The 21,406-nt window shown below is 64.0% G+C and carries 22 protein-coding genes; 12 read left to right on the forward strand and 10 right to left on the reverse strand.

Translation table 11 applies throughout. The features are described 5' to 3' along the window. Nucleotides 1-7 precede the first annotated feature (7 nt). Nucleotides 8-835 (reverse strand): phosphogluconate dehydrogenase C-terminal domain-containing protein, encoded by an 828-nt coding sequence (locus NKI46_RS10115; RefSeq protein ID WP_023688186.1) that lies wholly within the window; start codon nucleotides 833-835, stop codon nucleotides 8-10. Between the two features lie 221 nt (nucleotides 836-1,056). Then, nucleotides 1,057-1,284, reverse strand: coding sequence for a KTSC domain-containing protein (locus tag NKI46_RS10120; protein ID WP_023681706.1), 228 nt, complete (start codon nucleotides 1,282-1,284; stop codon nucleotides 1,057-1,059). A 151-nt stretch (nucleotides 1,285-1,435) separates the two neighbouring features. On the opposite strand from NKI46_RS10120, the gene NKI46_RS10125 reads away from it, so the two are divergent. From NKI46_RS10125 to NKI46_RS10145, 5 genes are all read left to right on the forward strand, one after another. Beyond that, on the forward strand, nucleotides 1,436-2,032 hold the full coding sequence (locus NKI46_RS10125; RefSeq protein WP_352459126.1) for an alpha-ketoglutarate-dependent dioxygenase AlkB: 597 nt from the start codon (nucleotides 1,436-1,438) through the stop codon (nucleotides 2,030-2,032). Nucleotides 2,033-2,096: 64 nt separating this feature from the next. Then, nucleotides 2,097-2,483 carry a hypothetical protein gene (locus NKI46_RS10130; RefSeq protein WP_352459127.1) on the forward strand — a complete coding sequence of 129 codons (387 nt, stop codon included), beginning with the start codon at nucleotides 2,097-2,099 and terminating at the stop codon, nucleotides 2,481-2,483. A 77-nt stretch (nucleotides 2,484-2,560) separates the two neighbouring features. Then, nucleotides 2,561-2,995 (forward strand): cupin domain-containing protein, encoded by a 435-nt coding sequence (locus NKI46_RS10135; RefSeq protein ID WP_023739052.1) that lies wholly within the window; start codon nucleotides 2,561-2,563, stop codon nucleotides 2,993-2,995. Nucleotides 2,996-3,104: 109 nt separating this feature from the next. Beyond that, nucleotides 3,105-3,875, forward strand: a complete 771-nt coding sequence (locus tag NKI46_RS10140) for a copper homeostasis protein CutC (protein ID WP_031201829.1) — start codon at nucleotides 3,105-3,107, stop codon at nucleotides 3,873-3,875. Next, the gene (locus tag NKI46_RS10145; RefSeq protein ID WP_023739054.1) at nucleotides 3,875-4,384 is read left to right on the forward strand and encodes a GNAT family N-acetyltransferase; all 510 of its coding nucleotides are present in this window, start codon (nucleotides 3,875-3,877) and stop codon (nucleotides 4,382-4,384) included. The genes NKI46_RS10140 and NKI46_RS10145 overlap by 1 nt, the downstream gene beginning before the upstream one ends. A 66-nt stretch (nucleotides 4,385-4,450) precedes the next feature. On the opposite strand, the gene NKI46_RS10150 is transcribed toward NKI46_RS10145, so the two are convergent. From NKI46_RS10150 to NKI46_RS10165, 4 genes are all read right to left on the reverse strand, one after another. Beyond that, on the reverse strand, nucleotides 4,451-5,473 hold the full coding sequence (locus NKI46_RS10150; protein WP_023739055.1) for an acyltransferase family protein: 1,023 nt from the start codon (nucleotides 5,471-5,473) through the stop codon (nucleotides 4,451-4,453). 288 nt (nucleotides 5,474-5,761) lie between these two features. Continuing rightward, nucleotides 5,762-6,559, reverse strand: coding sequence for an FAD binding domain-containing protein (locus NKI46_RS10155; protein ID WP_023672622.1), 798 nt, complete (start codon nucleotides 6,557-6,559; stop codon nucleotides 5,762-5,764). A gap of 105 nt (nucleotides 6,560-6,664) precedes the next feature. After that, entirely contained in the window at nucleotides 6,665-9,010 is a 2,346-nt protein-coding gene (locus NKI46_RS10160; RefSeq protein WP_023688177.1) for a xanthine dehydrogenase family protein molybdopterin-binding subunit, read from the reverse strand. Between the two features lie 123 nt (nucleotides 9,011-9,133). Continuing rightward, entirely contained in the window at nucleotides 9,134-9,634 is a 501-nt protein-coding gene (locus NKI46_RS10165) for a (2Fe-2S)-binding protein (protein WP_023725653.1), read from the reverse strand. A 296-nt stretch (nucleotides 9,635-9,930) separates the two neighbouring features. Between NKI46_RS10165 and NKI46_RS10170 the strand changes: the two genes are divergently transcribed. Both NKI46_RS10170 and NKI46_RS10175 read left to right on the forward strand, forming a co-directional pair. Beyond that, nucleotides 9,931-11,067, forward strand: coding sequence for an FIST signal transduction protein (locus NKI46_RS10170; RefSeq protein WP_031200506.1), 1,137 nt, complete (start codon nucleotides 9,931-9,933; stop codon nucleotides 11,065-11,067). 3 nt (nucleotides 11,068-11,070) lie between these two features. Beyond that, the gene (locus NKI46_RS10175; protein ID WP_352746022.1) at nucleotides 11,071-12,411 is read left to right on the forward strand and encodes an ATP-binding response regulator; all 1,341 of its coding nucleotides are present in this window, start codon (nucleotides 11,071-11,073) and stop codon (nucleotides 12,409-12,411) included. A gap of 123 nt (nucleotides 12,412-12,534) precedes the next feature. Here NKI46_RS10175 and NKI46_RS10180 read toward each other — a convergent pair whose 3' ends face one another. Then, nucleotides 12,535-13,218, reverse strand: coding sequence for a response regulator (locus NKI46_RS10180; RefSeq protein ID WP_023730729.1), 684 nt, complete (start codon nucleotides 13,216-13,218; stop codon nucleotides 12,535-12,537). Nucleotides 13,219-13,426: 208 nt separating this feature from the next. On the opposite strand from NKI46_RS10180, the gene NKI46_RS10185 reads away from it, so the two are divergent. The 3 genes from NKI46_RS10185 to NKI46_RS10195 are packed head-to-tail and all read left to right on the forward strand — an operon-like array spanning nucleotide 13,427 to nucleotide 15,881. Then, nucleotides 13,427-14,149, forward strand: a complete 723-nt coding sequence (locus NKI46_RS10185) for a fumarylacetoacetate hydrolase family protein (protein ID WP_023701706.1) — start codon at nucleotides 13,427-13,429, stop codon at nucleotides 14,147-14,149. A 4-nt stretch (nucleotides 14,150-14,153) separates the two neighbouring features. Beyond that, nucleotides 14,154-14,804 (forward strand): maleylacetoacetate isomerase, encoded by a 651-nt coding sequence (gene maiA, locus NKI46_RS10190; RefSeq protein ID WP_023672629.1) that lies wholly within the window; start codon nucleotides 14,154-14,156, stop codon nucleotides 14,802-14,804. Between the two features lie 36 nt (nucleotides 14,805-14,840). Next, the gene (locus NKI46_RS10195) at nucleotides 14,841-15,881 is read left to right on the forward strand and encodes a zinc-dependent alcohol dehydrogenase family protein (protein WP_023825747.1); all 1,041 of its coding nucleotides are present in this window, start codon (nucleotides 14,841-14,843) and stop codon (nucleotides 15,879-15,881) included. A 28-nt stretch (nucleotides 15,882-15,909) separates the two neighbouring features. Here the strand turns inward: NKI46_RS10195 and NKI46_RS10200 are convergent, their stop codons facing one another. Beyond that, nucleotides 15,910-16,773 (reverse strand): DMT family transporter, encoded by an 864-nt coding sequence (locus NKI46_RS10200; protein ID WP_023823043.1) that lies wholly within the window; start codon nucleotides 16,771-16,773, stop codon nucleotides 15,910-15,912. A gap of 106 nt (nucleotides 16,774-16,879) precedes the next feature. On the opposite strand from NKI46_RS10200, the gene NKI46_RS10205 reads away from it, so the two are divergent. Beyond that, nucleotides 16,880-18,298: an aminotransferase-like domain-containing protein gene (locus NKI46_RS10205; RefSeq protein ID WP_352459130.1), complete on the forward strand. Its 1,419-nt coding sequence runs from the start codon at nucleotides 16,880-16,882 to the stop codon at nucleotides 18,296-18,298. Between the two features lie 4 nt (nucleotides 18,299-18,302). Here the strand turns inward: NKI46_RS10205 and NKI46_RS10210 are convergent, their stop codons facing one another. After that, nucleotides 18,303-19,196, reverse strand: a complete 894-nt coding sequence (locus tag NKI46_RS10210) for a LysR family transcriptional regulator (RefSeq protein ID WP_352459131.1) — start codon at nucleotides 19,194-19,196, stop codon at nucleotides 18,303-18,305. A gap of 121 nt (nucleotides 19,197-19,317) precedes the next feature. Here NKI46_RS10210 and NKI46_RS10215 point away from each other — a divergent pair, with 121 nt between their 5' ends. After that, a complete protein-coding gene (locus tag NKI46_RS10215; RefSeq protein ID WP_023739061.1) occupies nucleotides 19,318-20,787 on the forward strand; it encodes an MFS transporter in 1,470 nt (489 codons plus the stop codon). Between the two features lie 15 nt (nucleotides 20,788-20,802). Here NKI46_RS10215 and NKI46_RS10220 read toward each other — a convergent pair whose 3' ends face one another. Next, the gene (locus tag NKI46_RS10220) at nucleotides 20,803-21,300 is read right to left on the reverse strand and encodes a MaoC family dehydratase (protein ID WP_023681725.1); all 498 of its coding nucleotides are present in this window, start codon (nucleotides 21,298-21,300) and stop codon (nucleotides 20,803-20,805) included. Between the last annotated feature and the right edge of the window lie 106 nt (nucleotides 21,301-21,406).

The raw sequence follows: 21,406 nt of genomic DNA on the forward strand, positions 1-21,406 counted from the left end.
GCCTGTCTCAGGTAATGCGCCGAATGCTCGCGGCGATCTCTTCGGGCTCGAACACCCGCTTCCAGTCGTCGCGCATCAGCACCGGCTTGCCGAATTCGATCGCCTTGTTGCAGGCATCCGAGAATACGCCCTTGGTCTCGCCGAAAATCACGGCGCCGAGCACGTTCATGTGGCCGAGCAGGAAGTCGAGCGCCGCCTGTTGGTCGACGCCTCGCGCGACGACCTCGTCGACGGCTTCCTTCATGACGACAAGCAGTGACGCGCACACCGTCTCCGATAGACCGGGCTCCAGCAGCGCCATCTGTTCGACGGTGACACGGTGCGAGCGCATGACCGGCGCCCAGATGATTTTTGCGACCGCCTCGCCCTTGGCGTAGTCCGCTTCCGGCCCCTGCATCAGCGCGCTGACCATATGCTGCTTGGCCTTGACGCCGCCAAAATAATCCTTCTTGGCCGCCATGTCGGTCTCGTCGTTGAAGATCGGCGGATGACAGGGATGGGTGACGAAATAGGTCAGGTCCGGCCGGTTGGGCAGATGGCCGGCGAAGGGTGCGGCCGCGTCGAGCACTATCACCATCGTGCCAGGCGCGAGCTTGCTCTCGATATCAGCCGCCACCTTGCCGATATGCGTGTCGGGAACGGCCAGGATGACGATATCCGCCCCGTCGAGCGCCGCATCGGCACTGACCGCGTCGAAGCCCAGTCCGGTCTTCAGCCGCTCGCGGCCGGCCTCGCTGACCTCGACATGGCGTACCGTGTAGGGCGATCCGCGAAAATTGGTCGACAGGCGGTAACCCATTTTGCCGCCGGCACCGAACAGCGCAATCGTCGTCATCTATCCCTACTCCCGCATTAAACGACGGCCGCGCCGATCGTCATGTTATTAACTGGTATAATCACCTTACCACGAATTGAGGAGTTGAACAGGGCTTTGATGAGCGGCTATACGGGCGCCCGTTTGGCATTCCACTCGCACTTGGCGGGCCTATAGCTGCCTGGGTCCCTGGTCTTCTCAGCCCGAAAACTATCCCTGCGCTGCGACTCCTGGTAGCGCCTTCAGGATCCAGTCACGCGCCGGCGCCCTTCTTCAACCAGGTGAAACCGGTAGCGATCGCGTATGAACTCGTTGAAAAATTGCCCCTTCGAGAAGGCGGCGCGGAACGCCGCATAGGTCTCGGGTTCGACCTCTTCATAGTCGTAGCGGGCTCCGCTCGGGACGAACCAGACCGAGAGGATTTTCGTCGACGGGTCGTAGTGGGTGTTGCGAATGGCAGTGGACGGCATGTCGAAAATCCTGCTTCGTCCCCAAATCTTTCGCCCCAAATCCTGCTTCGAGCATGCGTAATGCCGCAACGATGCGGAGGTTCCGTCAGGGAGGCGCACCACAACGCCGAAAATCTTGCCCGGGCCGCGAGGCTTCCTATCTCTCCGTCAGATGTCACAGACGAAATCCAGTACAACAGCGTATGCCAGCCAGGGCGATCTCTTCGGCGCGGCCGACACGCTGCCGGAAGGATTTTCCTACCGGCCGGGCCTGATCACAACGGATGAAGAGGCGGAACTGGTCCGTCACCTCAATGAACTGTCCTTCAAGCCCTTCGATTTCCACGGCCATCTTGCCAACCGGCAAGTGGCCGGTTTCGGCCTGCGCTACGACTACGACCGGCGCCAGGTCGTCGAAGCGCCGCCCATACCTCAATTCCTGCTGCCGCTCCGCGACAAGGTCGCGGACTTTGCCGGCCGGTCCGCCACAGAGTTCGCGCAGGTGCTGATCAACGAGTATCGGCCGGGCGCGGGCATAGGTTGGCATCGCGACAAGCCGCATTTCGATCTCGTCGCCGGCGTCTCGCTGCTGGCGCCCTGCAGCTTTCGGCTGCGCCGCAAAAACGGCTCGAAATGGGATCGCGAGACGATCGAGGTCGAACCGAGGTCCCTCTATCTCATGGACGGTCCGGCGCGCCACGAGTGGGAGCACAGCATTCCGCCGGTCGCCGGGCACCGCTATTCGATCACGCTGCGCACTCTGAAATAGGCGATACTCCAAGCCACGCAGCAGCCGCTCTGGAAGGCAGCACGCAGTTGTGCTTCGATTGTATATGAGCGTTGATCGCAGCAAAATCCTGGCCATCCGCGTGGCGCTCTTTCTGTGGGCATGCCTGTCCTGCGTTCTGGCTCTGCAGTGGCTCGTCGACCTCGGCATGGTCGGCGTTCCCGACGGATACATAACGCCCTATGCCCGAGCAACGAGCACGCTGTTGCATGTCCTTGTCTGGCCATGCCTGGCTCAAAGTCTCTACTTCGCTTGCCGAGCCTTGCTTGGCAAACGCTTCGAGCCTGCTCCTCTCTTCCTGCAAATCCTGATCGCCGCCGCACTGACTGTCGTGCCGGCATTCATCGTAAAACACTGTCCGCGGTCTCAGGTATGCAGCAACATCTATGAAGCGCTCACGAATACGGTGATGGACGACGGCACCGGCGGATGACGTTGTGTCTCCAGTAACTGACGAGAGTTAGAACTTTGGCGTCGCGCCGCGCGGTGGCGGTAAAACCTGGAGGAACCATGCGAAAGATCCTGGCATCGATGCTGCTGTTCGCGGCAGCGCTATTTGCAAACCCCGCTCGGGCGCTGGACAGTACCATCCCGCCGGTTGTCGTCACACCGCTTGCGGATCGCAGCCAGACGGCGTCCGGTCAGCCGATCGTGCTGCCGCAGAAAAATGTCCAGGTCCTGGTTTCAACCTATGACATTGCGGTCGGCGCCACTCTGCCGGTGCACAAGCACCCGTTTGCCCGCTACGCCTATGTCGAGGCCGGGACACTCAAAGTGACGAATGTCGAGACCGGCAACAGCAACACCTACAAGACGGGCGATTTCATCATCGAGATGATCGGCCAATGGCACCAGGCCACCAACATCGGCGACGCCCCGGTCAAGCTGCTGGTCATCGACCAGGTCGAACAAGGCGCCAAGAACACGGCGCTGCAGAAACAATAGATCTCTCGCTACGGACCTAGGCAGGGTTGCCGGGCTGGCCCAAGCAGCGACTGGCTGTTCCGGCTTCCCCACCAACCGAGCCGATGCTAGGGCTGGCCGTCATGCAATCATGAAGGATCGCCCCTTGGCAGGAAATGCTCGCCCCCTGATCGAAATCTGCGTCGAAGGCATCGATGGACTGCTGGCCGCGCAGGCCGCCGGCGCCGACCGGGTCGAGCTCTGCGCCAGCCTGGTCGAAGGCGGCATCACGCCCAGCCTCGGCACGGTGCGCGCCGCACTCGAGAGCGCGACCATTCCCTTCCATGTCATCGTGCGGCCGCGCGGCGGCGATTTCCTCTACAGCGAGGCCGAATACAGCTCGATGCTCGCCGATGTCGCAGCGCTTCGTGACCTCGGCGTCGCCGGTGTCGTCGTCGGTTGCCTCAATGCCGACGGCACCATCGATGAAACCCGCATGGGCGCGCTGGTCGATGCCGCCGGTCCGCTCGCCGTCACCTGCCACCGCGCCTTCGACATGACGCGCGACCCGGCCGAGGCGCTGGAAGCGCTGATCCGCTGCAAGGTCGGCCGCGTGCTGACCAGCGGCCAGAGGGACACCGCGGTGGAAGGCGCCGGCCTGTTGGCGGATCTCGTCCGCCAGGCCGACGGCCGCATCATCATCCTCGGCTGCGGCGCGCTGGACCCCGAAAACATCGCCGGGGTGCTGGCATCAACCGGGCTGACGGAAATGCATTTCGCCGCGCTCAAGGACGTACCGAGCGCCATGGCCTACCGCAACCCGCAAGTCGGCATGGGGGGCACCGATCTCGACCGCGAGTATCGCACCACAGTCACCGATGGGGCGCTGGTTGCGGCGACGATTGCGGCGGCCAGAGCATGATGAGCAAAGCCGTGACTGGGCGGCCATCGCCGATCAGCCGCGTCCTGCCTCAGGACGAAGCCGCCATCCTCGCGCTCAACAATGAGCACGCCGCCGAACTGTCATGGCTCGAGCCGGAACGGCTGTCCTTCCTGCTTGGCGAAGCGTTTTACATCAGGCGCATCGGCGCGCTCGAAGCCTTCATCATGACGTTCGACCAGAATGCGGCCTACGACAGCCCGAATTTCCTCTGGTTCCGCGAGCGCTATCCACGCTTCGTCTATGTCGACCGCGTCGTCGTCGCGGCGCAAGCGCGCGGCCGCGGCCATGCCCGCCGGCTCTACGAGGATCTGTTCGGGGAAGTCGCCCGCGCGGGCCACAGCATCGTCACCTGCGAGGTCAATGTCGAACCGCCCAATCCGGCTTCGGACGCCTTCCATGCGGCGCTTGGCTTTGCCGAGGTCGGTGACGCGGTGATCCATGGCGGCAAGAAGGCGGTGCGCTACTACCTCAAGGAGATCGCCGGCTGATGGGTCGCTGGCTGATGATCGGCAAGCAGATCGCCACGGCGGCATAAGATTAGGAGTCCGTAGCCCTCACCAATTCCGGTTCAGCCAGGCCCGCGCGGGCTTCTCGACCAGATAGTAGCTGCATAGTGCACAGGCGAAGACAGCCGCCAGCATCGGGATCGGCGCACTGCCCTGCTCGGCGACGAATTTGTAGAAGGGCTGTTGCCAGAGATAGAGCGAGTATGACCACAGCCCGATCATCACCATCGGCCTGGACGATAGCAGGCCGGTCAGGTGCCGGCTGCTGGTGTCCAGCGTATTGACGGCAAGCGCCAGCAACGGCACCGCCAGTAGGTAATGGATCGGCGTCGGCACCGGATCGAGGAACAGCAATATAGCCGCCGCCGCCGACACGAGGCTGACATAGGGGCTCTTCAGGAATGCCGGCAGCCGGTCATCGTGCTTGAGCAGGCAGATCGATGCCGACAGCAGGATCGAGGCGATATGCACATCGGTGCGCCAATAGCTGTGCTCGTAATCCATGCCGAGTGCCCAGTACGAAATGGCGCCATTGGCCATCGCCAGCAGCGACAGCGTCACCAGCAGCCGAACGACATTACCCCGCCCGGTCACCACCACGCTGATCAGCGCCAGGATGATGTAGGCATGCTCTTCCACGCATAGCGACCAGATGTGGTCGAGCGCGCCGGCGCGGGTGATGAGAATTCCGGCATAGTTGTAGGTGAATGTCAGCGCCGTCAGCGCCGCCTTCCATTTGAAGCCGATAAAGGTGCCGGAGAGCCCGATCATGGCTGATGTCACGAACACCAGCAGCGCGGGATAGATGCGCGAAAAGCGGCGCTTGAAGAATTTTTTCAGCGGAAAGCGTTCGATGAACAGTATCTCGCCCATCAGCCGGCCTGAGAGCACGAAGAAGAACTCGACGCCGAGCACGCCGAGATTGATCCCGGGAACGGGGAAGAAATGGCCGATCAGCACCAGTGCGATCGAAAGCCCGCGCCAGCCATCGAGATAGGCCAGTCTTGCTCTGGCTGCTTTGTCGGCTGTGGCCCGCGGCAGGGCAACAGACGCTGCGGAGATGTCGGCCATGCCGATCCTCTACGACCCAAGATCTTGGCGCAGCTCACACCGCCGCGCGCAGAATCCACCCCGTGTTCCGCCAAGCTATACATATTGCAGTGCAATATCAGATTGTGCAAGTGCGAGAATGGGGCTGGGCAGTCCCTTGGGAAGTATGCGCCTGTTCTTGCACGGGAATTACCTGAAACAACGGATTTGCGCGTGGCAGCGAACCCGCAAGGACTGGGCAGTTACAGCCCGCCGCAGACGAACAAAGGGGCCGCGATGGCCCCTTTCCATGTCAGTAGCTTTATGATGTCAGGCGTTGGCTGCCGCCACCGCGCGTTTGGCCATCACGGCGATCAAATTGGCACGGTATTCGGCCGAAGCGTGGAGGTCGGTCATCAAATTCTTCGCCGGCACTTTCACGCCGTCGAGCGCCGATGCGGCAAAATTTTTCGCCAGTGCGGCTTCGATCTCCTTCGAGCGGAACACGCCGTCATCGCCGGCACCGGTAACGGCAACGCTGACCCCGTCCTTGCCCTTGGCCACGAACACGCCGACAATCGCATAGCGCGAGGCCGGGTTGCGGAATTTTTCGTAAGCAGCCTTGGCCGGCGCGGTAAAACTCACCGCGGTGATGATCTCGCCTTCTTTCAGCGCCGTTTCGAACAGGCCGGTGAAGAATTTCGCGGCTGAAATCTCGCGCTTGTTGGTGACGATGGTGGCGCCCAGCGCCAAGAGCGCCGCCGGATAATCGGCGGCTGGGTCGTTGTTGGCGACCGAGCCGCCGATCGTGCCCTTGTGGCGCACCGCCGGATCGCCAATCAGCGACGCAAGGTGCGCAAGCGCCGGACAGGCCTTCCGCAGCTTCTCGTCATTGGCGACGTCGTAATGGGTTGTGGCGGCGCCGATGGTGACGGTCTTGCCCGACACCTTGACGCCTTGCAGTTCCTTGATCCGCGACAGGTCGATCAGGTCGGAGGGTGCGGCGAGCCGCGTCTTCATCGCCGGGATCAGCGTCATGCCGCCTGACAAAAGCCTGGCGTCGCCGCTCTTCACCAGCTTGGCGGCGTCGGCGACCGAGGCGGCGCGGTGGTAGTTGACTGCGTACATGGGATCCTCCCCTGAAGTGGTTAGGCAGTAGTGAGTAGGGAGTAGGGAATAGGGACGCTGTCATCTCCGGTAATGCCCATTCCCTACTCACTACTCCCTACTCACTCATTTCTTCGCCCTAATCGCCGCCCACACCGTCGACGGCGAGGCCGGCATGGCGATGTCCACAATCCCCAAAGCGTCGGTGATGGCGTTGATGACCGCCGGCGGCGAGCCGATGGCGCCGGCCTCGCCACAGCCCTTGATGCCAAGCGGATTGCTCGGACACGGCGTGTTCGAGGTCGACACCTTGAATGACGGCAGGTCGTCCGCGCGCGGCATGGTGTAGTCCATGTAGCTCGCCGTCAGCAGCTGCCCGCTATCGTCATAGTGCGCGCCTTCCAGCAGCGCCTGGCCGATGCCTTGCGCGATGCCGCCATGGACCTGGCCTTCGACGATCATCGGGTTGATGATGTTGCCGAAATCGTCCGCCGCAACGAACTGGACGATCTCGGTCGTGCCGGTTTCCGGATCGATCTCGACCTCGCAGATGTAGCAGCCCGCCGGGAAAGTAAAGTTCGCCGGATCGTAGAAGGCGGTTTCCTTCAGTCCCGGCTCCATGCCTGCCGGCAGATTGTGAGCGGTGTAGGCGGCAAGCGCCACCTGGAACCAGGGCAGGCTCTTGTCGGTGCCGGCAACCTTGACCTCGCCATTCTCGATGACGATGTCGCCCTCGTCGGCCTCGAGCAGATGGGCGGCGATTTTCTTGGCCTTGGCCTCGACCTTGTCGAGCGCCTTGGCAATTGCCGACATGCCGACCGCGCCCGAGCGCGAGCCGTAGGTGCCCATACCCATCTGCACCTTGTCGGTATCTCCATGGACGATCGAGACCGAGTCCAGTGGCACGCCAAAACGCTGGTTGACGAGTTGCGCGAAGGTCGTCTCATGGCCCTGGCCGTGGCTGTGCGAGCCGGTCAGCACCTCGATCGTGCCGACGGCATTGACCCGCACCTCGGCCGATTCCCACAGACCGACGCCGGCGCCGAGCGAACCGACCGCCGCCGACGGCGCGATGCCGCAGGCCTCGATATAGCAGCTCATGCCGATGCCGCGCAGTCTGCCCTGGCTGGCGGCCGCCGCTTTGCGCTTGGCAAAGCCGGCATAGTCGGACGCCTGTGTCGCCGCATCGAGTGAAGCTCCATAGTCGCCGGCGTCATAGTTCATGATGACCGGCGTCTGGTGCGGAAACTCGGTGATGAAATTGATGCGCCGCAACTCCGCCGGAGAGACCCCAAGTTCACGCGCGGCGGTCTCCATTGTCCGTTCGAGCAGATACGTGGCTTCCGGCCGCCCTGCCCCGCGATAGGCATCGACGGGTGCCGTGTTGGTGTAGACGGTGCGCACATTGGCGTGGATCGTCGGGATGTTGTACTGGCCCGACAGCAGCGTCGCGTAGAGATAGGTCGGCACGCAAGACGAGAACAGCGACATGTAGGCGCCGAGATTGGCGATGGTGTCGACTTTGAAGCCGGTGATCTTGTTGTTCTTGTCGAACGCCATTTCGACCGTCGAGACATGGTCGCGGCCATGTGCGTCGGTGAGGAAGCTTTCGGTGCGGTCGGCGACCCATTTGACCGGGACGCCGGTTTTCTTGGACGCCCACAGGCAGACGATCTCTTCGGGATAGATGTAGATCTTCGAGCCGAAGCCGCCGCCGACATCGGGCGCAATGACGCGCAGCTTGTTTTCCGGCGCGACATTGTAGAAGGCGCTCATCACTAGCCGCGCGACATGCGGGTTCTGCGACGTCGTCCAGCAGGTAAAATGGTCCTCGGCCTTGTCGTAATGGCCAAGGGCCGCGCGCGGCTCCATGGCGTTGGGAACCAGCCGGTTGTTGACGATCTTCATGCGGGTGACATGGGCCGCCGCCTGGATCGCCGCGTCGGTCGCCTTGGCATCGCCGATCTCCCAGTCGAAGATAAGATTGTCCTCGGCTTCGGCATGGACCTGCGGCGCACCTTTTTGCAGCGCCTTGGTGGCATCGACCACCGCCTTCAATTCCTTGTAGGTGATCTCGACCGCTTCGGCCGCGTCGCGGGCCTGGCCCTTGGTTTCCGCCACCACGATGACGACCGCGTCGCCGACATAGCGCACCTTGTCGACGGCCAGCGGCGACCACGCGCCCATCTTCATCGGCGAGCCGTCCTTGGAATGGATCATCCAGCCGCAGATCAGGTTGCCGATGCCGTCGGCCTTGAGCTCCTTGCCGGTCAAGACGCCGATGACGCCGGGCATCGCCTGCGCTCGTCTGACGTCGATCTTCTTGATCTGAGCATGCGCGTGCGGGCTGCGCACGAAAGCGGCATGCTTCATGCCGGGAACCACCATGTCGTCGACATAGCGGCCGGCGCCGGTGATGAACCGTTTGTCTTCCTTGCGCACGACCCGAGCGCCGATGCCTTCAATGCCCATAGGAATTCCTCCGGAATAGCGAATAGTGAGTAGCGAATAGTGAACAGTGAGTAGGGAATTGTGCTCGGAGCGGTTCGGCTAAACCGACTACTCGCTATTCACTATTCACTACTCGCTTCTTTCTTACGCTGCCTGTTTCGCCCTGCCCTTCGGCACCTTCGCCATCGTCTGAGATGCGGCGAGGATCGCCTTGACGATGTTGTGGTAGCCGGTGCAGCGGCAGATGTTGCCTTCGAGCTCGGCGCGCACCGTCGCCTCGTCAAGGCCTTCGGGATGGCGCGCGATCATGTCGGTCGCCGTCATGATCATGCCCGGCGTGCAGAAGCCGCATTGCAGCCCATGATGTTCCTTGAACGCGGCCTGCATCGGATGCAGGTCGCCGCCATTGGCAAGCCCCTCGATCGTCACCACGGTCGACCCGGAGGCCTGCACGGCCAGCATCGAACAGGACTTCACTGCCCTGCCGTCGACATGCACGACGCAGGCGCCGCATTGAGAGGTGTCACAACCGACATGCGTTCCGGTGAGACCAAGATTTTCGCGCAGGAAATGAACCAGAAGCGTTCGGTCCTCGGCAGCGCCGCTGATCCGTTTTCCGTTCACGACAAACGAAACGTCCGACATGCATCCTCCCTGGGTATGACCTTGGTAGTCATGCTGCCGATGCGGCTTTGGCGCTCGGCCATGCGCTATTGGTACACTGCACAAAGCGCAAAAAACACACGGCGCTCATTGTACTTTCGGTCATGGAGAAAACGAAAATCACGGGCCTGTCCGCCCCATTGCCAAAGAGCGAATAGGGGGCAACAATGCCCTCGACGCCAGCGCGCCGAGAGACATAAAACGGGCGCGCGCAGGAAGCGTCGGAGGATATCGGGAGGAAGCCTCTGGCCAGTTCACGGACGAGCTATGCATCCGGTTTGTCGGCGCTCACCACCGACGAGCCCGACGCCGATGCATTCGCCCTGGCGGTCGCCGTCGAGGCCGCAGCCATCGATGCCGGCTTTGCCCTGCTGTTCTTCTCCCAGAGCTTGTTTGACGCGAGCGTCCTTTCGCAAGGGCTGAAGACCCACGCGCCGACGCTGGCCTACGCCGCTTGCTCGACCGCCGGCGAGATCACCCCCCAGGGCCTGGAGGAAGGCCATGTGCTGGCGCTGCTCTTTCCCTCCGCGTCGTTTTCGGCGGTCAGCACCATGGTCGACAATCTCTCCTCGTCGGGAATGGACAGGATCACTGATGAAGTCGAGGGCTTGCGGCGGTTGCTGCGCGGACGCACCGGCAGTTGCCATGCCAAAAGCACCTTCGCGCTCTGCTTCATCGACGGCCTGTCCTTTGCCGAGGAAGCTGTAACCTCGGCCATCCATTGGGGGCTGGACGACATCCCGCTGATCGGCGGTTCGGCGGGCGACGATTTGAAATTCGAAACCACCAGGCTGATTTCGAACGGCAAGGTTGCGTCCGACAGCGCCATCATTGTGCTGATCGCCACCGAGATCCCGTTCCATGTCTTCAAGACCGACAATTTCATCCCAACCGACGAGAAGCTGGTGGTGACGGCATCCGATCCGGACCACCGCACCGTGCGCGAATTCAACGCCACCAACGCGGCTGAGGAATATGCAGCCTCGGTCGGCATCGTTGCGCAGAACCTGACGCCGATGAGCTTCGCCTCGCACCCGGTGGTGGTGAAAGTGGGCGGCGAATATTACTGCCGCTCGATCCAGAAGATGCATGCCGACGGTTCCCTGTCTTTCTTTTGCGCCATAGACGACGGCGTCGTGCTGTCCATCGCCCAGCCCAAGGACATGGTGGAATCGACGCGCGCCGCACTGCGCGACGTCGAGCAACGGCTCGGCGGCATCGACATGATCCTCGGCTTCGATTGCGTGCTGCGCCGGCTCGACGCCCGCAACCGCCAGGTGTTCCGCGACATTTCGGAGCTCTACCGGGTCAACAATGTCATCGGCTTCGGCACCTATGGCGAACAGTACCGTTCGATGCATCTGAACCAAACCTTCACCGGCATCGCCTTCGGCGAACGCCAGGCGGCGGAATAGCGCATGCCGCTCAGGGACATCAACGACGTCGACAGGCTGAAGAAGATCAACGCCGCTCTGGTCAGCCGCGTCGAGCGCTCGATGGACCAGCAGGGCAACGCCTTCTCGCTGTTCCAGACCGCAATTTCACTGGAAAACCGCGTGCGCATGCGCACCGAGGAACTACACTCGACCTTGCGCCGGCTGGAACAGTCGAACATCGACCTCAGCGCCGCCAAGGAAAACGCCGAACTGGCAAACCTGTCCAAGACCAGGTTCCTGGCCGCCGCCAGCCATGACGTGCTGCAGCCGCTGAACGCCGCCCACCTCTCCGTCTCGGCGCTGGCCGAAGTGCAGACCAGCGACGAGGGCAAGAAACTTGTCCGTCAGGTCGAGCGCTCGCTGGAGACCATGGAAGACCTGTTGCGCACGCTGCTGGACATTTCCAAGCTCGATGCCGGTGTGGTGCAGCCCGACATCGGCGATGTCAATCTGGAGACGCTGTTTTCCTCGCTGCGGTCGGATTTCCTGCCCGTGGCCGAGATGAAGGGGCTGGCGCTGAAGTTCCGCCCGGTCAGCGCCGTGGTGCGTTCGGACCGCACGCTCTTGCGCCGCATCCTGCAAAACATCCTGTCCAATGCGCTGCGCTATACCCCTTCGGGCGGCGTGCTTGTCGGCACAAGGCATCGCGGCGATACCATCCGCATCGATGTCGCCGACACCGGCTGCGGCATTCCCGACGACCAGCGCGAGGCGGTGTTCGAGGAGTTCCATCGCGGCTCCGCCATTCCAGCCGACACCGGAATCTCCGGCGGGCTGGGCCTGGGCCTTGCCATCGTGCGGCGCATGGCCGCCGCGCTCGGTCATCCCGTGACGTTCTCCTCGAGGGTTGGGCGCGGCACCATCTTCCACATCGACGTGCCGGTCGGCATCGGCGCCAGCGCCGACGCCATCGCCAGCCTTGCCGAAATGGAGCGGCCGCGCGGCTACGGCCTGTTCGGCACCAAGGTGCTGCTGGTCGAAAACGACGCCGACGTGCTGCAGGCGATGACTTTCCTGCTCGAGCGCTGGCAGTGCCTGGTGCGCGCCGCGACCTCGACCGAGGCTGCGGTCAGCCTGCTTGGCGACACCGACTGGGTGCCCGACATCGTCATTGCCGACCAGCATCTCGACGACGGCGACCTCGGCACCGCCACCATCGCCGAAGTCCGCGATTATCTCGGCCGCGCCGTGCCGGCGCTGATCGTCACCGCCGACGGATCGGAGGCCGTCGCCAAAGCCGCCCGCGCCGCCGGCATCGAACTGATGCGCAAGCCGCTGAAACCGGCGCAGCTAAGGGCGCTGCTGGCGCATTTGCTGGCTTGAGCCCCATACCCTCCCCTCGATGGGGAGGGTCGGCGCGCAACGCCGGGGCGGGGTGCAGCGCCAAGGTCCCCCACCCCGCTCCGCTTCGCGGATCGACCCTCCCCACAAGGGGGAGGGTAAAGATCAAAACCCGGCCTGATCGCGAAACAGCTCCGCATTGTCCAGCTTCGACACCTCGATCACCGCCTGCGTGCGGCTGTAGACGTTGAGCTTGCGCAGGATCTCCGAGACATGCGCCTTGACCGTGGTCTCGCCGACCTGCAGCTCGTAGGCGATCTGCTTGTTGAGCAGGCCCTGGCGCAGCATCTGCAGCACCCGCAGCTGCTGCGGCGTCAGTTTCGCCAGCCGCTGCACCATGTCGGCGCGGTCAGTGCTGTCGGCGTCCGGCGGCTGTCCCTCATAGTTTTCCGGCACGTAGATCGCGCCTTCCATCACCGAGCGTATGGCGGCGGCGAGATCGCTCTTGCGCGCCGATTTCGGGATGAAGCCGGCAGCGCCATAGGACAGCGCCTCTGAAATGATCTTCGGCTCCTCATAGCCCGAGACGACGACCACCGGCAGCCGCGGATGGCGGGTCCTGAGTTGCAGCAACCCGTCAAAGCCATGCACATCGGGCATATTGAGATCGAGCAGCGCCAGATCGAATGGCTTTATCCCACCCAGGAGATCAAGCGCTTCGGCGATCGAGCGCGCCTCCACCGTGTCGACTTCCGGGTACGCCATCTGCACGGCGCTGTGCAGCGCCTCGCGAAACAGCGGATGGTCGTCGATGATCAGAAACCGGGCGCGATCGTTGACTGCGGTCATGGTGTTCGTTTCAGTCCTCCCTGGGCACGATACTCCCGCTGGTATGGCCAGCTTATTGGCAAATAGTCTATCGCCATCTTAACCCCAGGAGGCGAAGCCGACTTTATCAGACAATCAAGGCGCAGCCGACGCTTTTGCGGAGGCTCCTGCCTTGCCCGGCGGTCCAAATCGGTCAAATGTGCCGGCAGTTGAAGCAGAAAGACCTGGCATGACAGACTTCGTCCTCCCCTTGCCCGCAACCCCATCGGTCGCCATAGAAGGCTCGGCCCAGCGTTTTGCGGTGCGCCGCATCTTCTGCGTCGGCCGCAACTACGCCGCGCACGCGCGCGAACTCGGCAATGACGAGCGCGACCCGCCCTTCTTCTTCACCAAGCCGGCCGATGCGGTGGTCGATAGCGGCACCACGGTCCCCTACCCGCCTTTGACCCAAAACCTGCACCATGAGATCGAGCTGGTGGCGGCGATCGGCAAGGCCGGCTTCCGCATCCCCCGCGCTGAAGCCCTCGAGCATGTCTGGGGCTACGGCGTCGGCATCGACCTCACCCGCCGCGACCTGCAGGACGAGGCCAAGAAAGCGGCGCGGCCCTGGGACTGGTCGAAGGCCTTCGACCGATCGGCGCCCTGCGGCCCGTTGGTATCAGCCGCCAAATCCGGCCACCCGCAAAAGGGCCGCATCTGGCTCGCCGTCGACGGCACGGTGAAACAGGAGGGCGACCTCGCCGAACTGATCTGGCCGATCGCCGATATCGTTTCGATCTGCAGCGGTGCGGTTGTACTACAACCGGGCGACCTGATCTTCACCGGCACGCCGGCCGGCGTCGGCGCGGTGGCGCCGGGTCAGACGATGACCGGCGGTGTCGACGGCATCGGCACCATCGAGATCACTGTCGGCCAAGATTCGATCGGCCAAAATTCCACCGACAAGCCGTGATCCAATGAGCGACCTCGTCCTCCACAACTACTACCGCTCCTCCACCTCCTACCGCGTGCGCATCGCGCTCGAGATGAAGGGGCTGGGCTACGACTACGTGCCGCATCATCTGCGGCATGGCGACCATCTGGAGCCGGCCTATCGCGCGGTCAATCCGCAGGGGCTGGTGCCGGCGCTGATCCTGGGCGACGGCACGCTTTTGACGCAGTCGCTGGCAATCATCGAATATCTCGACGAGACCCACCCCGAACCGTCGCTGCTGCCGAAGGACGCGCTCGGCCGGGCGCGCGTGCGAATGCTAGCGCAGATGATCGCCTGCGACATCCACCCGGTGAACAATCTGCGCGTGCTGACCTCGCTGCGCACTTTGTTCGGCGCCGGCGACCAGGATGTCATCCACTGGTTTCGCCACTGGGTGAACGAAGGGTTCCAGCCGCTTGAAAAGATTCTGGCTTCATCGGATGAGACCGGCACATTTTGCCATGGCGACGCACCGGGCCTCGCCGACATCTGCCTGGTCGCCCAGATCGCCAGCAACGCCCGCTTCGGCGTCGACCTGACACCCTACCCCGAGATCTCGCGCATCCACGCCGCCTGCATGGCGCTGCCGGCCTTTCAGAAGGCGGCGCCGGAGAATCAGATAGATGCCGAATAGGCTCACAATGCCGGAGCAGAGCACGGAGAGTTGCCGATGAAAGCCGTCGTCTTCGAAAGATTCGGCGAGGCGCCGAGAATCCAGACCGTGCCGGATCCGAAACCGGCCGCAGACGGTGTGGTCATCAAGGTCGAGGCGACCGGGCTCTGCCGCAGCGACTGGCATGGCTGGATGGGTCATGATGACGGCATCACGCTGCCGCATGTGCCGGGCCATGAACTGGCCGGCATCGTCGTCGCCGTCGGCAAGCGGGTGACCCGCTGGAAGGCCGGCGAGCGCGTCACCGTGCCGTTCTGCGTCGGCTGCGGCCGCTGCTTCGAATGCAATTCGGGCAATCATCAGGTCTGCGAACACCAGACGCAGCCCGGCTTCACCGCCTGGGGATCGTTTGCCGAATATGTCGCCATCGAGCATGCCGACACCAATCTCGTGCGCCTGCCCGAGGAGATGGAGTTCGCCACCGCCGCCAGCCTCGGATGCCGCTTCGTCACCTCGTTTCGCGCCATTGTCGACCAGGGCCGGGTGACGCCGGGCGAATGGGTGGCGGTGCATGGCTGCGGCGGCGTCGGCCTGTCGGCGATCATGATCGCCAGTTCCATGGGCGCCAATGTCATCGCCATCGACCTCACCGACGAGAAACTGGACTTCGCCAGAAAGATCGGCGCCGTGGCGACCATCAACGCCTCGACCACGCCGAACGTGGTCAAGGCGATCAAGCAGATCACCAATGGCGGCGCGCATATGTCGATGGACGCGCTCGGCCACCCCACGACATCGTTCAACTCGATTGCCAATCTGCGCCGGCGCGGCCGCCATGTGCAGGTCGGCCTGATGCTGGGCGAACACGCCCGCCCGCAAGTGCCGATGGACAAGGTGATCGCCTTCGAGCTGGAAATCCTCGGCAGCCACGGCATGCAGGCCCACCGCTACCCCGCCATGATGGAGATGATCCGCACCGGCAAGCTCAAGCCCGAACTGCTGGTCGGCAAGAAGATCAGCCTTGATGAGGCGCCTGCGGCGCTGGTGGCAATGGGCGGGTTCGAGGGGATTGGCATTGGGGTGGTGACGAAGTTCTAGGGCGGAGTCGCCCTCCACCACCAAACTCCTAGCGCGCAAATTTCTTCGCCCCGAACACGCAAGCCACCACGCCGAGCGTCACGACCACCATCAGCGGGCTGACCTGCTCGTGCAGCAGCGACGCTGCCAGCGCCAGGCCGAAAAAGGGCTGCAGCAACTGCAACTGCCCGACGGCAGCGATGCCGCCTTGGGCGAGGCCGCGGTACCAGAACACGAAGCCGATCAGCATGCTGAACAGCGAGACATAGGCGAGACCCATCCAGGCGTGAGAGCCGATGCCGGCGAAGGACGAGGGCAGCGTCGCAAAGGTCAGAACCAGCATGATCGGCAGCGAGATCGCCAGCGCCCAGCAGATCACCTGCCAGCCGCCCAGCCTGCGCGACAATGCCGCCCCCTCGGCATAGCCCAGGCCGCAGACGATGATGGCGGCCAGCATCAGGCCGTCGCCGACAGGTGAGGCCGTCACGCCTTGCATCAGGGCAAAACCGGCGACCAGCGCGCTGCCGATGCAGGAAAACAGCCAGAAGGCCGGGCGCGGACGCTCGCCACCGCGCAGCACGCCGAAGATCGCGGTGGCCAGCGGCAGCAGGCCGACGAAGATGATAGAGTGGGCAGAGGTGACGTGCTTGAGCGCCAGAGCGGTGAGCAAGGGAAAGCCGACAACCACCCCAAGGGCGACGATCACCAGCGACAGAAAATCGCTGCGCGCCGGGCGCTTCTGCTGGAACAGGACGAGCATCGCGAGACCAAGCAGCCCGGCAATCGCGGCGCGGGCCGAGGTCAGGAATGTCGGATCGAACTCCGCCACTGCGACGCGCGTCGCCGGCAGCGAGCCTGAGAAGATCAGCACGCCGACGAATCCGTTCAGCCAGCCGCTCGCGGTCTTGTCCATTCCAGGCTCCATTGCTTTCGACCTCTATCGGGCAAGTGCCTATGGTGCAGCCAGAGACAATGCAGTACAATTCCGCAAAACTGTAATGGCAGGTCGAGCAGTACGGATGAAGGAACTCGCTTTGGAAGCGGACGGCGCGCGCACCGTTCTCGCGATCACTCTGGTCGAAACTGTGATGGCGACCATCCGCCAGCGGATATCGGCGCGCAGCCTGACGCCGGGCGCGCGGCTGCCCTCGATCCGCGCCTTCGCCAAGGCCATGCAGGTGTCGAAATCCACCGTCGTCGAAGCTTATGAACGGCTTGCCGCCGAAGGCGCGATTCGCTCCCGGCCGGGTTCGGGTTTTTATGCCGCCGGATCGCTGGCGCCACTGTCGCTGGCCGAGATTGGACCCCGGCTCGATCGCGCCATCGATCCGCTGTGGGTCTCGCGCCAGTCGCTGGAAGCCGGCGACGAGATGCTGAAACCAGGCTGCGGCTGGATGCCGGCCTCATGGATGCCGCAGGCGGCCTTGCGCCGGGCGCTGCGCACCGTGGCGCGCGCCGACGATGTCGACCTAGCCGATTACGGCACGCCGCTCGGCCTGCCGCCGCTCAGGCAATTGCTCGCGCGGCGCATGGCTGGCCACGGCATCGAGGTCTCGCCCGAACAGATCATGCTGACCGAATCGGGCACGCAGGCCATCGATCTTCTGTGCCGCTTCCTGATCGAACCCGGCGATACCGTGCTGGTCGACGACCCCTGCTATTTCAATTTCCACGCGCTGCTGCGCGCCCACCGCGCCAAGGTCGTCAGCGTGCCCTACACGCCATCCGGGCCTGATATCGAGCTGTTCGCCCAGGCGCTCGCCGAGCACAGGCCGCGCCTCTACATCACCAATTCCGCCATCCACAACCCGACCGGCGCGATCCTGTCGCCGGTGACCGCGCACCGGCTGCTGAAGCTCGCCGACCAGTCGGACCTGACCATCATCGAGGACGATATCTTCGCCGATTTCGAGCACAGCCCAGCGCCCCGGCTGGCGGCGTTCGACGGCCTCAACCGCGTCGTCCATATCGGCAGCTTCTCCAAGACGCTATCGGCATCGGTTCGCTGCGGCTTCATCGCGGCACCGCGCGACTGGATCGAGCAACTCACCGACCTCAAGATTGCCACCACCTTCGGCGGCGGCCGGCTGGCCGCCGAACTGGTGCTGGCGCTGCTTAGGGACGGCAGCTACCGAAAGCACATGGAATTGCTGCGCGCGCGGCTTTCCCGCGCCATGGGCGAGACGGGCGCGCGCCTGAAGGCGATCGGCATCACGCCCTGGATCGACCAACCGGCCGGCTTGTTCCTGTGGTGCAGCCTGCCGGATGGCGTGGACGCGGCTGAAATGGCACGCCGCGCGCTGGCCGACAACATCGTGCTGGCGCCCGGCAATGCATTCAGCCTGTCGGGAACCGCCAGCCGGTTCCTGCGCTTCAACGTTGCCCAATGCCAAGACGAGCGGATTTTCAGGGTGCTCAAGGCGGCAATGGCGCGCTGAGCGCTCAGCGGTAGGCCGCGCAGACCTCCCGAACGCAATCTCGCAGCCAGCGTTGCGCCGGATCGGCATCGAGCCGTGGATGCCAGAGCATCGAGATGGTGACCTCCACCGTGGCGACCGGCAGCGGAAAGCTGACCATGCCGGCGCGTGCGCCTTGCGTGTGCCGTTCGGGCACGCTGGCGATCAGGTCCGAAGCGCGCGCCATGGCGAGTGCAGCCGAAAAGCCGGAGACCATGCACACCACGGTTCGCTGCAGGCCAAGCAGCGCCAAAGTCTGATCGATCGGCCCTCTTTCCCGGCCCCGCCGTGAAACGCTGATGTGCCGCCCTGCCGCATAACGCTCGGGCGTCACCGCGCCTTCGCTTAAGGGATGGCCGGCTCCTACGGCGCCGACGAAGCGGTCGCGAAACAGCGCCTGTATCAGCACTTCCGGTCCGGCCTCGCCGGCAACGCCGATTTCGAGGTCGATGTCGGCGTCGCGCAACGAGGCGACATCCTTGTCGGCTTTCGGCGCAAAGCGCAGCCGCAGGCCCGGCGCCTCGGCCTGGATGCGGGCGACAAGACGCGGCCCGAATTCCTCGACGAACCCTTCATTGGTGCGCAGCGTGAAGATCTGTTCCAGCTTTGCCAGATCGAGCAGCCTGGCGGGACGCAATAGCGTTTCCGCATCGTGGACGACACGGCCGGCCTGCTGCCGCAATGCCTCCGCGCGCGGCGTCGGGACCAGGCCGCGGCCGGCGCGGACCAGCAGCGGATCACCGGTCGCTTCCCGCAGCCGCGCCAGCGTGCGGCTCATCGCCGACGGGCTGAGTCGTAGCCGGCTGGCGGCGCGCGCCACGCTGCCTTCGGCGAGCAAAACGTCGAGCGCGAACAGCAGATTGAGATCGGGCGATGCCATCGGCGGATTGTAGCACATGCCATGGCGTTTGGCGCACGAATAAGATGCAAATGCTGCACCTTCCGCCATTCCACCCTGACGACTAGATCTCGGTTGCGGGACTGACAAGGAGGAAATCGCCATGGCAACTGCCGAGCAGAACGAGTGCGCATCGGCGCCGCAGAAAACCCGGTCCGCAGGCCTGGCCCACTCTCCTGTCTTGGCATTGGCCAGCCTGTCGCTCGCCACGCTGCTGTCCTCGCTTGGAACCAGCATTGCCAGCGTTGGACTGCCTTCCCTCATGCAGGCGTTCGGTGCGTCCTTCCAGTCCGTGCAATGGGTGGTTCTCGCCTATCTGCTCGCCATCACCGCCCTGATCGTCAGCGCCGGGCGCCTGGCTGACATGGTCGGCCGCCGGCCGTTGCTGCTCGGCGGCATCGCGCTGTTCACACTGGCCTCGGTGCTCTGCGGCCTGGCGCCGACGCTCTGGCTGCTGATTGCGGCGCGCGCCGTACAAGGACTGGGTGCCGCGCTGATGATGGCGTTGACGCTGGCCTTTGTCGCGGAGACCGTGACCAGGGAGAGAACCGGCAGCGCCATGGGCCTGCTCGGCGCCATGTCGGCGATCGGCACGACGCTCGGACCCTCGCTCGGCGGCTTGCTGATCGCTGGCTTTGGCTGGCGGGCGATCTTCCTCGTCAATGTGCCGCTCGGCCTCCTGACCTTTGCCCTCGCCTGGCTGGCCCTGCCTGCCCGCGGCAAGGCTGCGGGCGTTCAAGGCGGGTTCGACGCGATCGGGACGGTCTTGCTAGGCCTGACGCTCGCCGCCTATGCACTGGCCATGACGCTTGGCCGCGGCCATTTCGGCGCCCTCAACACCGGCCTGCTGGTTGCCGCCGGCATCGGCGTCGTTCTGTTCGGCGTCGCGGAGAAGAGGGCGAAGAATCCCTTGATCCGGCTTGCCCGGTTGTACGACATCCGGCTCAGCGCCAGCCTCGCCACGAACCTCGTCGTCGCCACAGTGATGATGGCGACCCTGGTGGTCGCTCCATTCTATCTGTCGCGAGCGCTGGGGCTCAATGCTGCGATGGTCGGCGTGGTCCTGTCGACAGGTCCGCTGGTCTCCGCGCTCTCGGCGCTTATCGCCGGCCGCCTCACCGATCGCTTCGGCGCGCACAGGATGATGGTCGTCGGACTGTTCAGTCTTGCCGTCGGAACCTCATTGTTGTCGCTCGCCGCAACAAAACTCGGCATTGCCAGCTATATCGTGCCGATCGCCGTCACCTGCTTCGGGTACGCCCTGTTCCAGACATCCAACAATGCCGCCGTCATGAGCGGTGTCGCTGCCGGCGAGCGCGGCATGGTGTCCGGCCTGCTCAATCTGTCGCGCAATCTCGGCCTGATCACCGGCGCATCGCTTATGGGGGCCATTTTTGCAGCTGCCTCGACGGCAGAACGGCAAAGCCAGGACATGCTGACCTCAGCGGCAGCCGCGCGCGGCATGCAGGTTACCTTTCAGACGGCAACGGTCCTGGCGGTGGCTGCGCTGTTGCTGGCACTGCTCTCGACCCGCGCCGGCGGCAGGCTGTCGGTGCGGCAACAGCCATCATGACCGAAGATAGGGAGCTTACGCTCCCGCCCGCTTGCGCCGCTCATAAAGCATGACCAGCGTTTCGGCGGTCAGCGCCGGCCTCTGTTCGCCCTCGATCTCGACCGTATTGGCGGCCTTCATCAGATACTGGCCCGGCCCCTTGTCCTCCACCGACAACAGCGTCGTGCGCAGCCGGATGCGTGCGCCGACCCTGACGGGCGCCAGGAACCGCACCTTGTCGAAGCCGTAATTGAAGGCGGCTTGCGTGTTTTCGGGGACGATGCCCATGCCCAGCGCCAGCGCGCCGATGATCGACAGCGTCAGATAGCCATGCGCGATCGTGGTGCGAAATGGGCTCTGCCGCTTCGCCCGCTCCGGATCGACGTGGATCCACTGATGGTCGCCTGTGCATTCGGCAAACTGGTTGATGCGGTTCTGGTCGACGGTCGTCCATTCCGACACGCCGAGCTCCTGCCCGGCCATCGCCCTTAACTGCTCGAAGGTCGGCGGCGTTTTCGGCCGTAGTTCCGTCATTCCTGCTTTCCCGGTGGCTCCCAGTGCCTCGGACCACGAACGGACGGCTCCTGTCAATTCGCCCGTTGCGATTCCGTTCCGCCATTTTCCGCCAAACAGCGTCCCT

The sequence above is a fragment of the Mesorhizobium sp. M0615 genome (assembly GCF_040320805.1).
Taxonomy (GTDB): Bacteria; Pseudomonadota; Alphaproteobacteria; order Rhizobiales; family Rhizobiaceae; genus Mesorhizobium.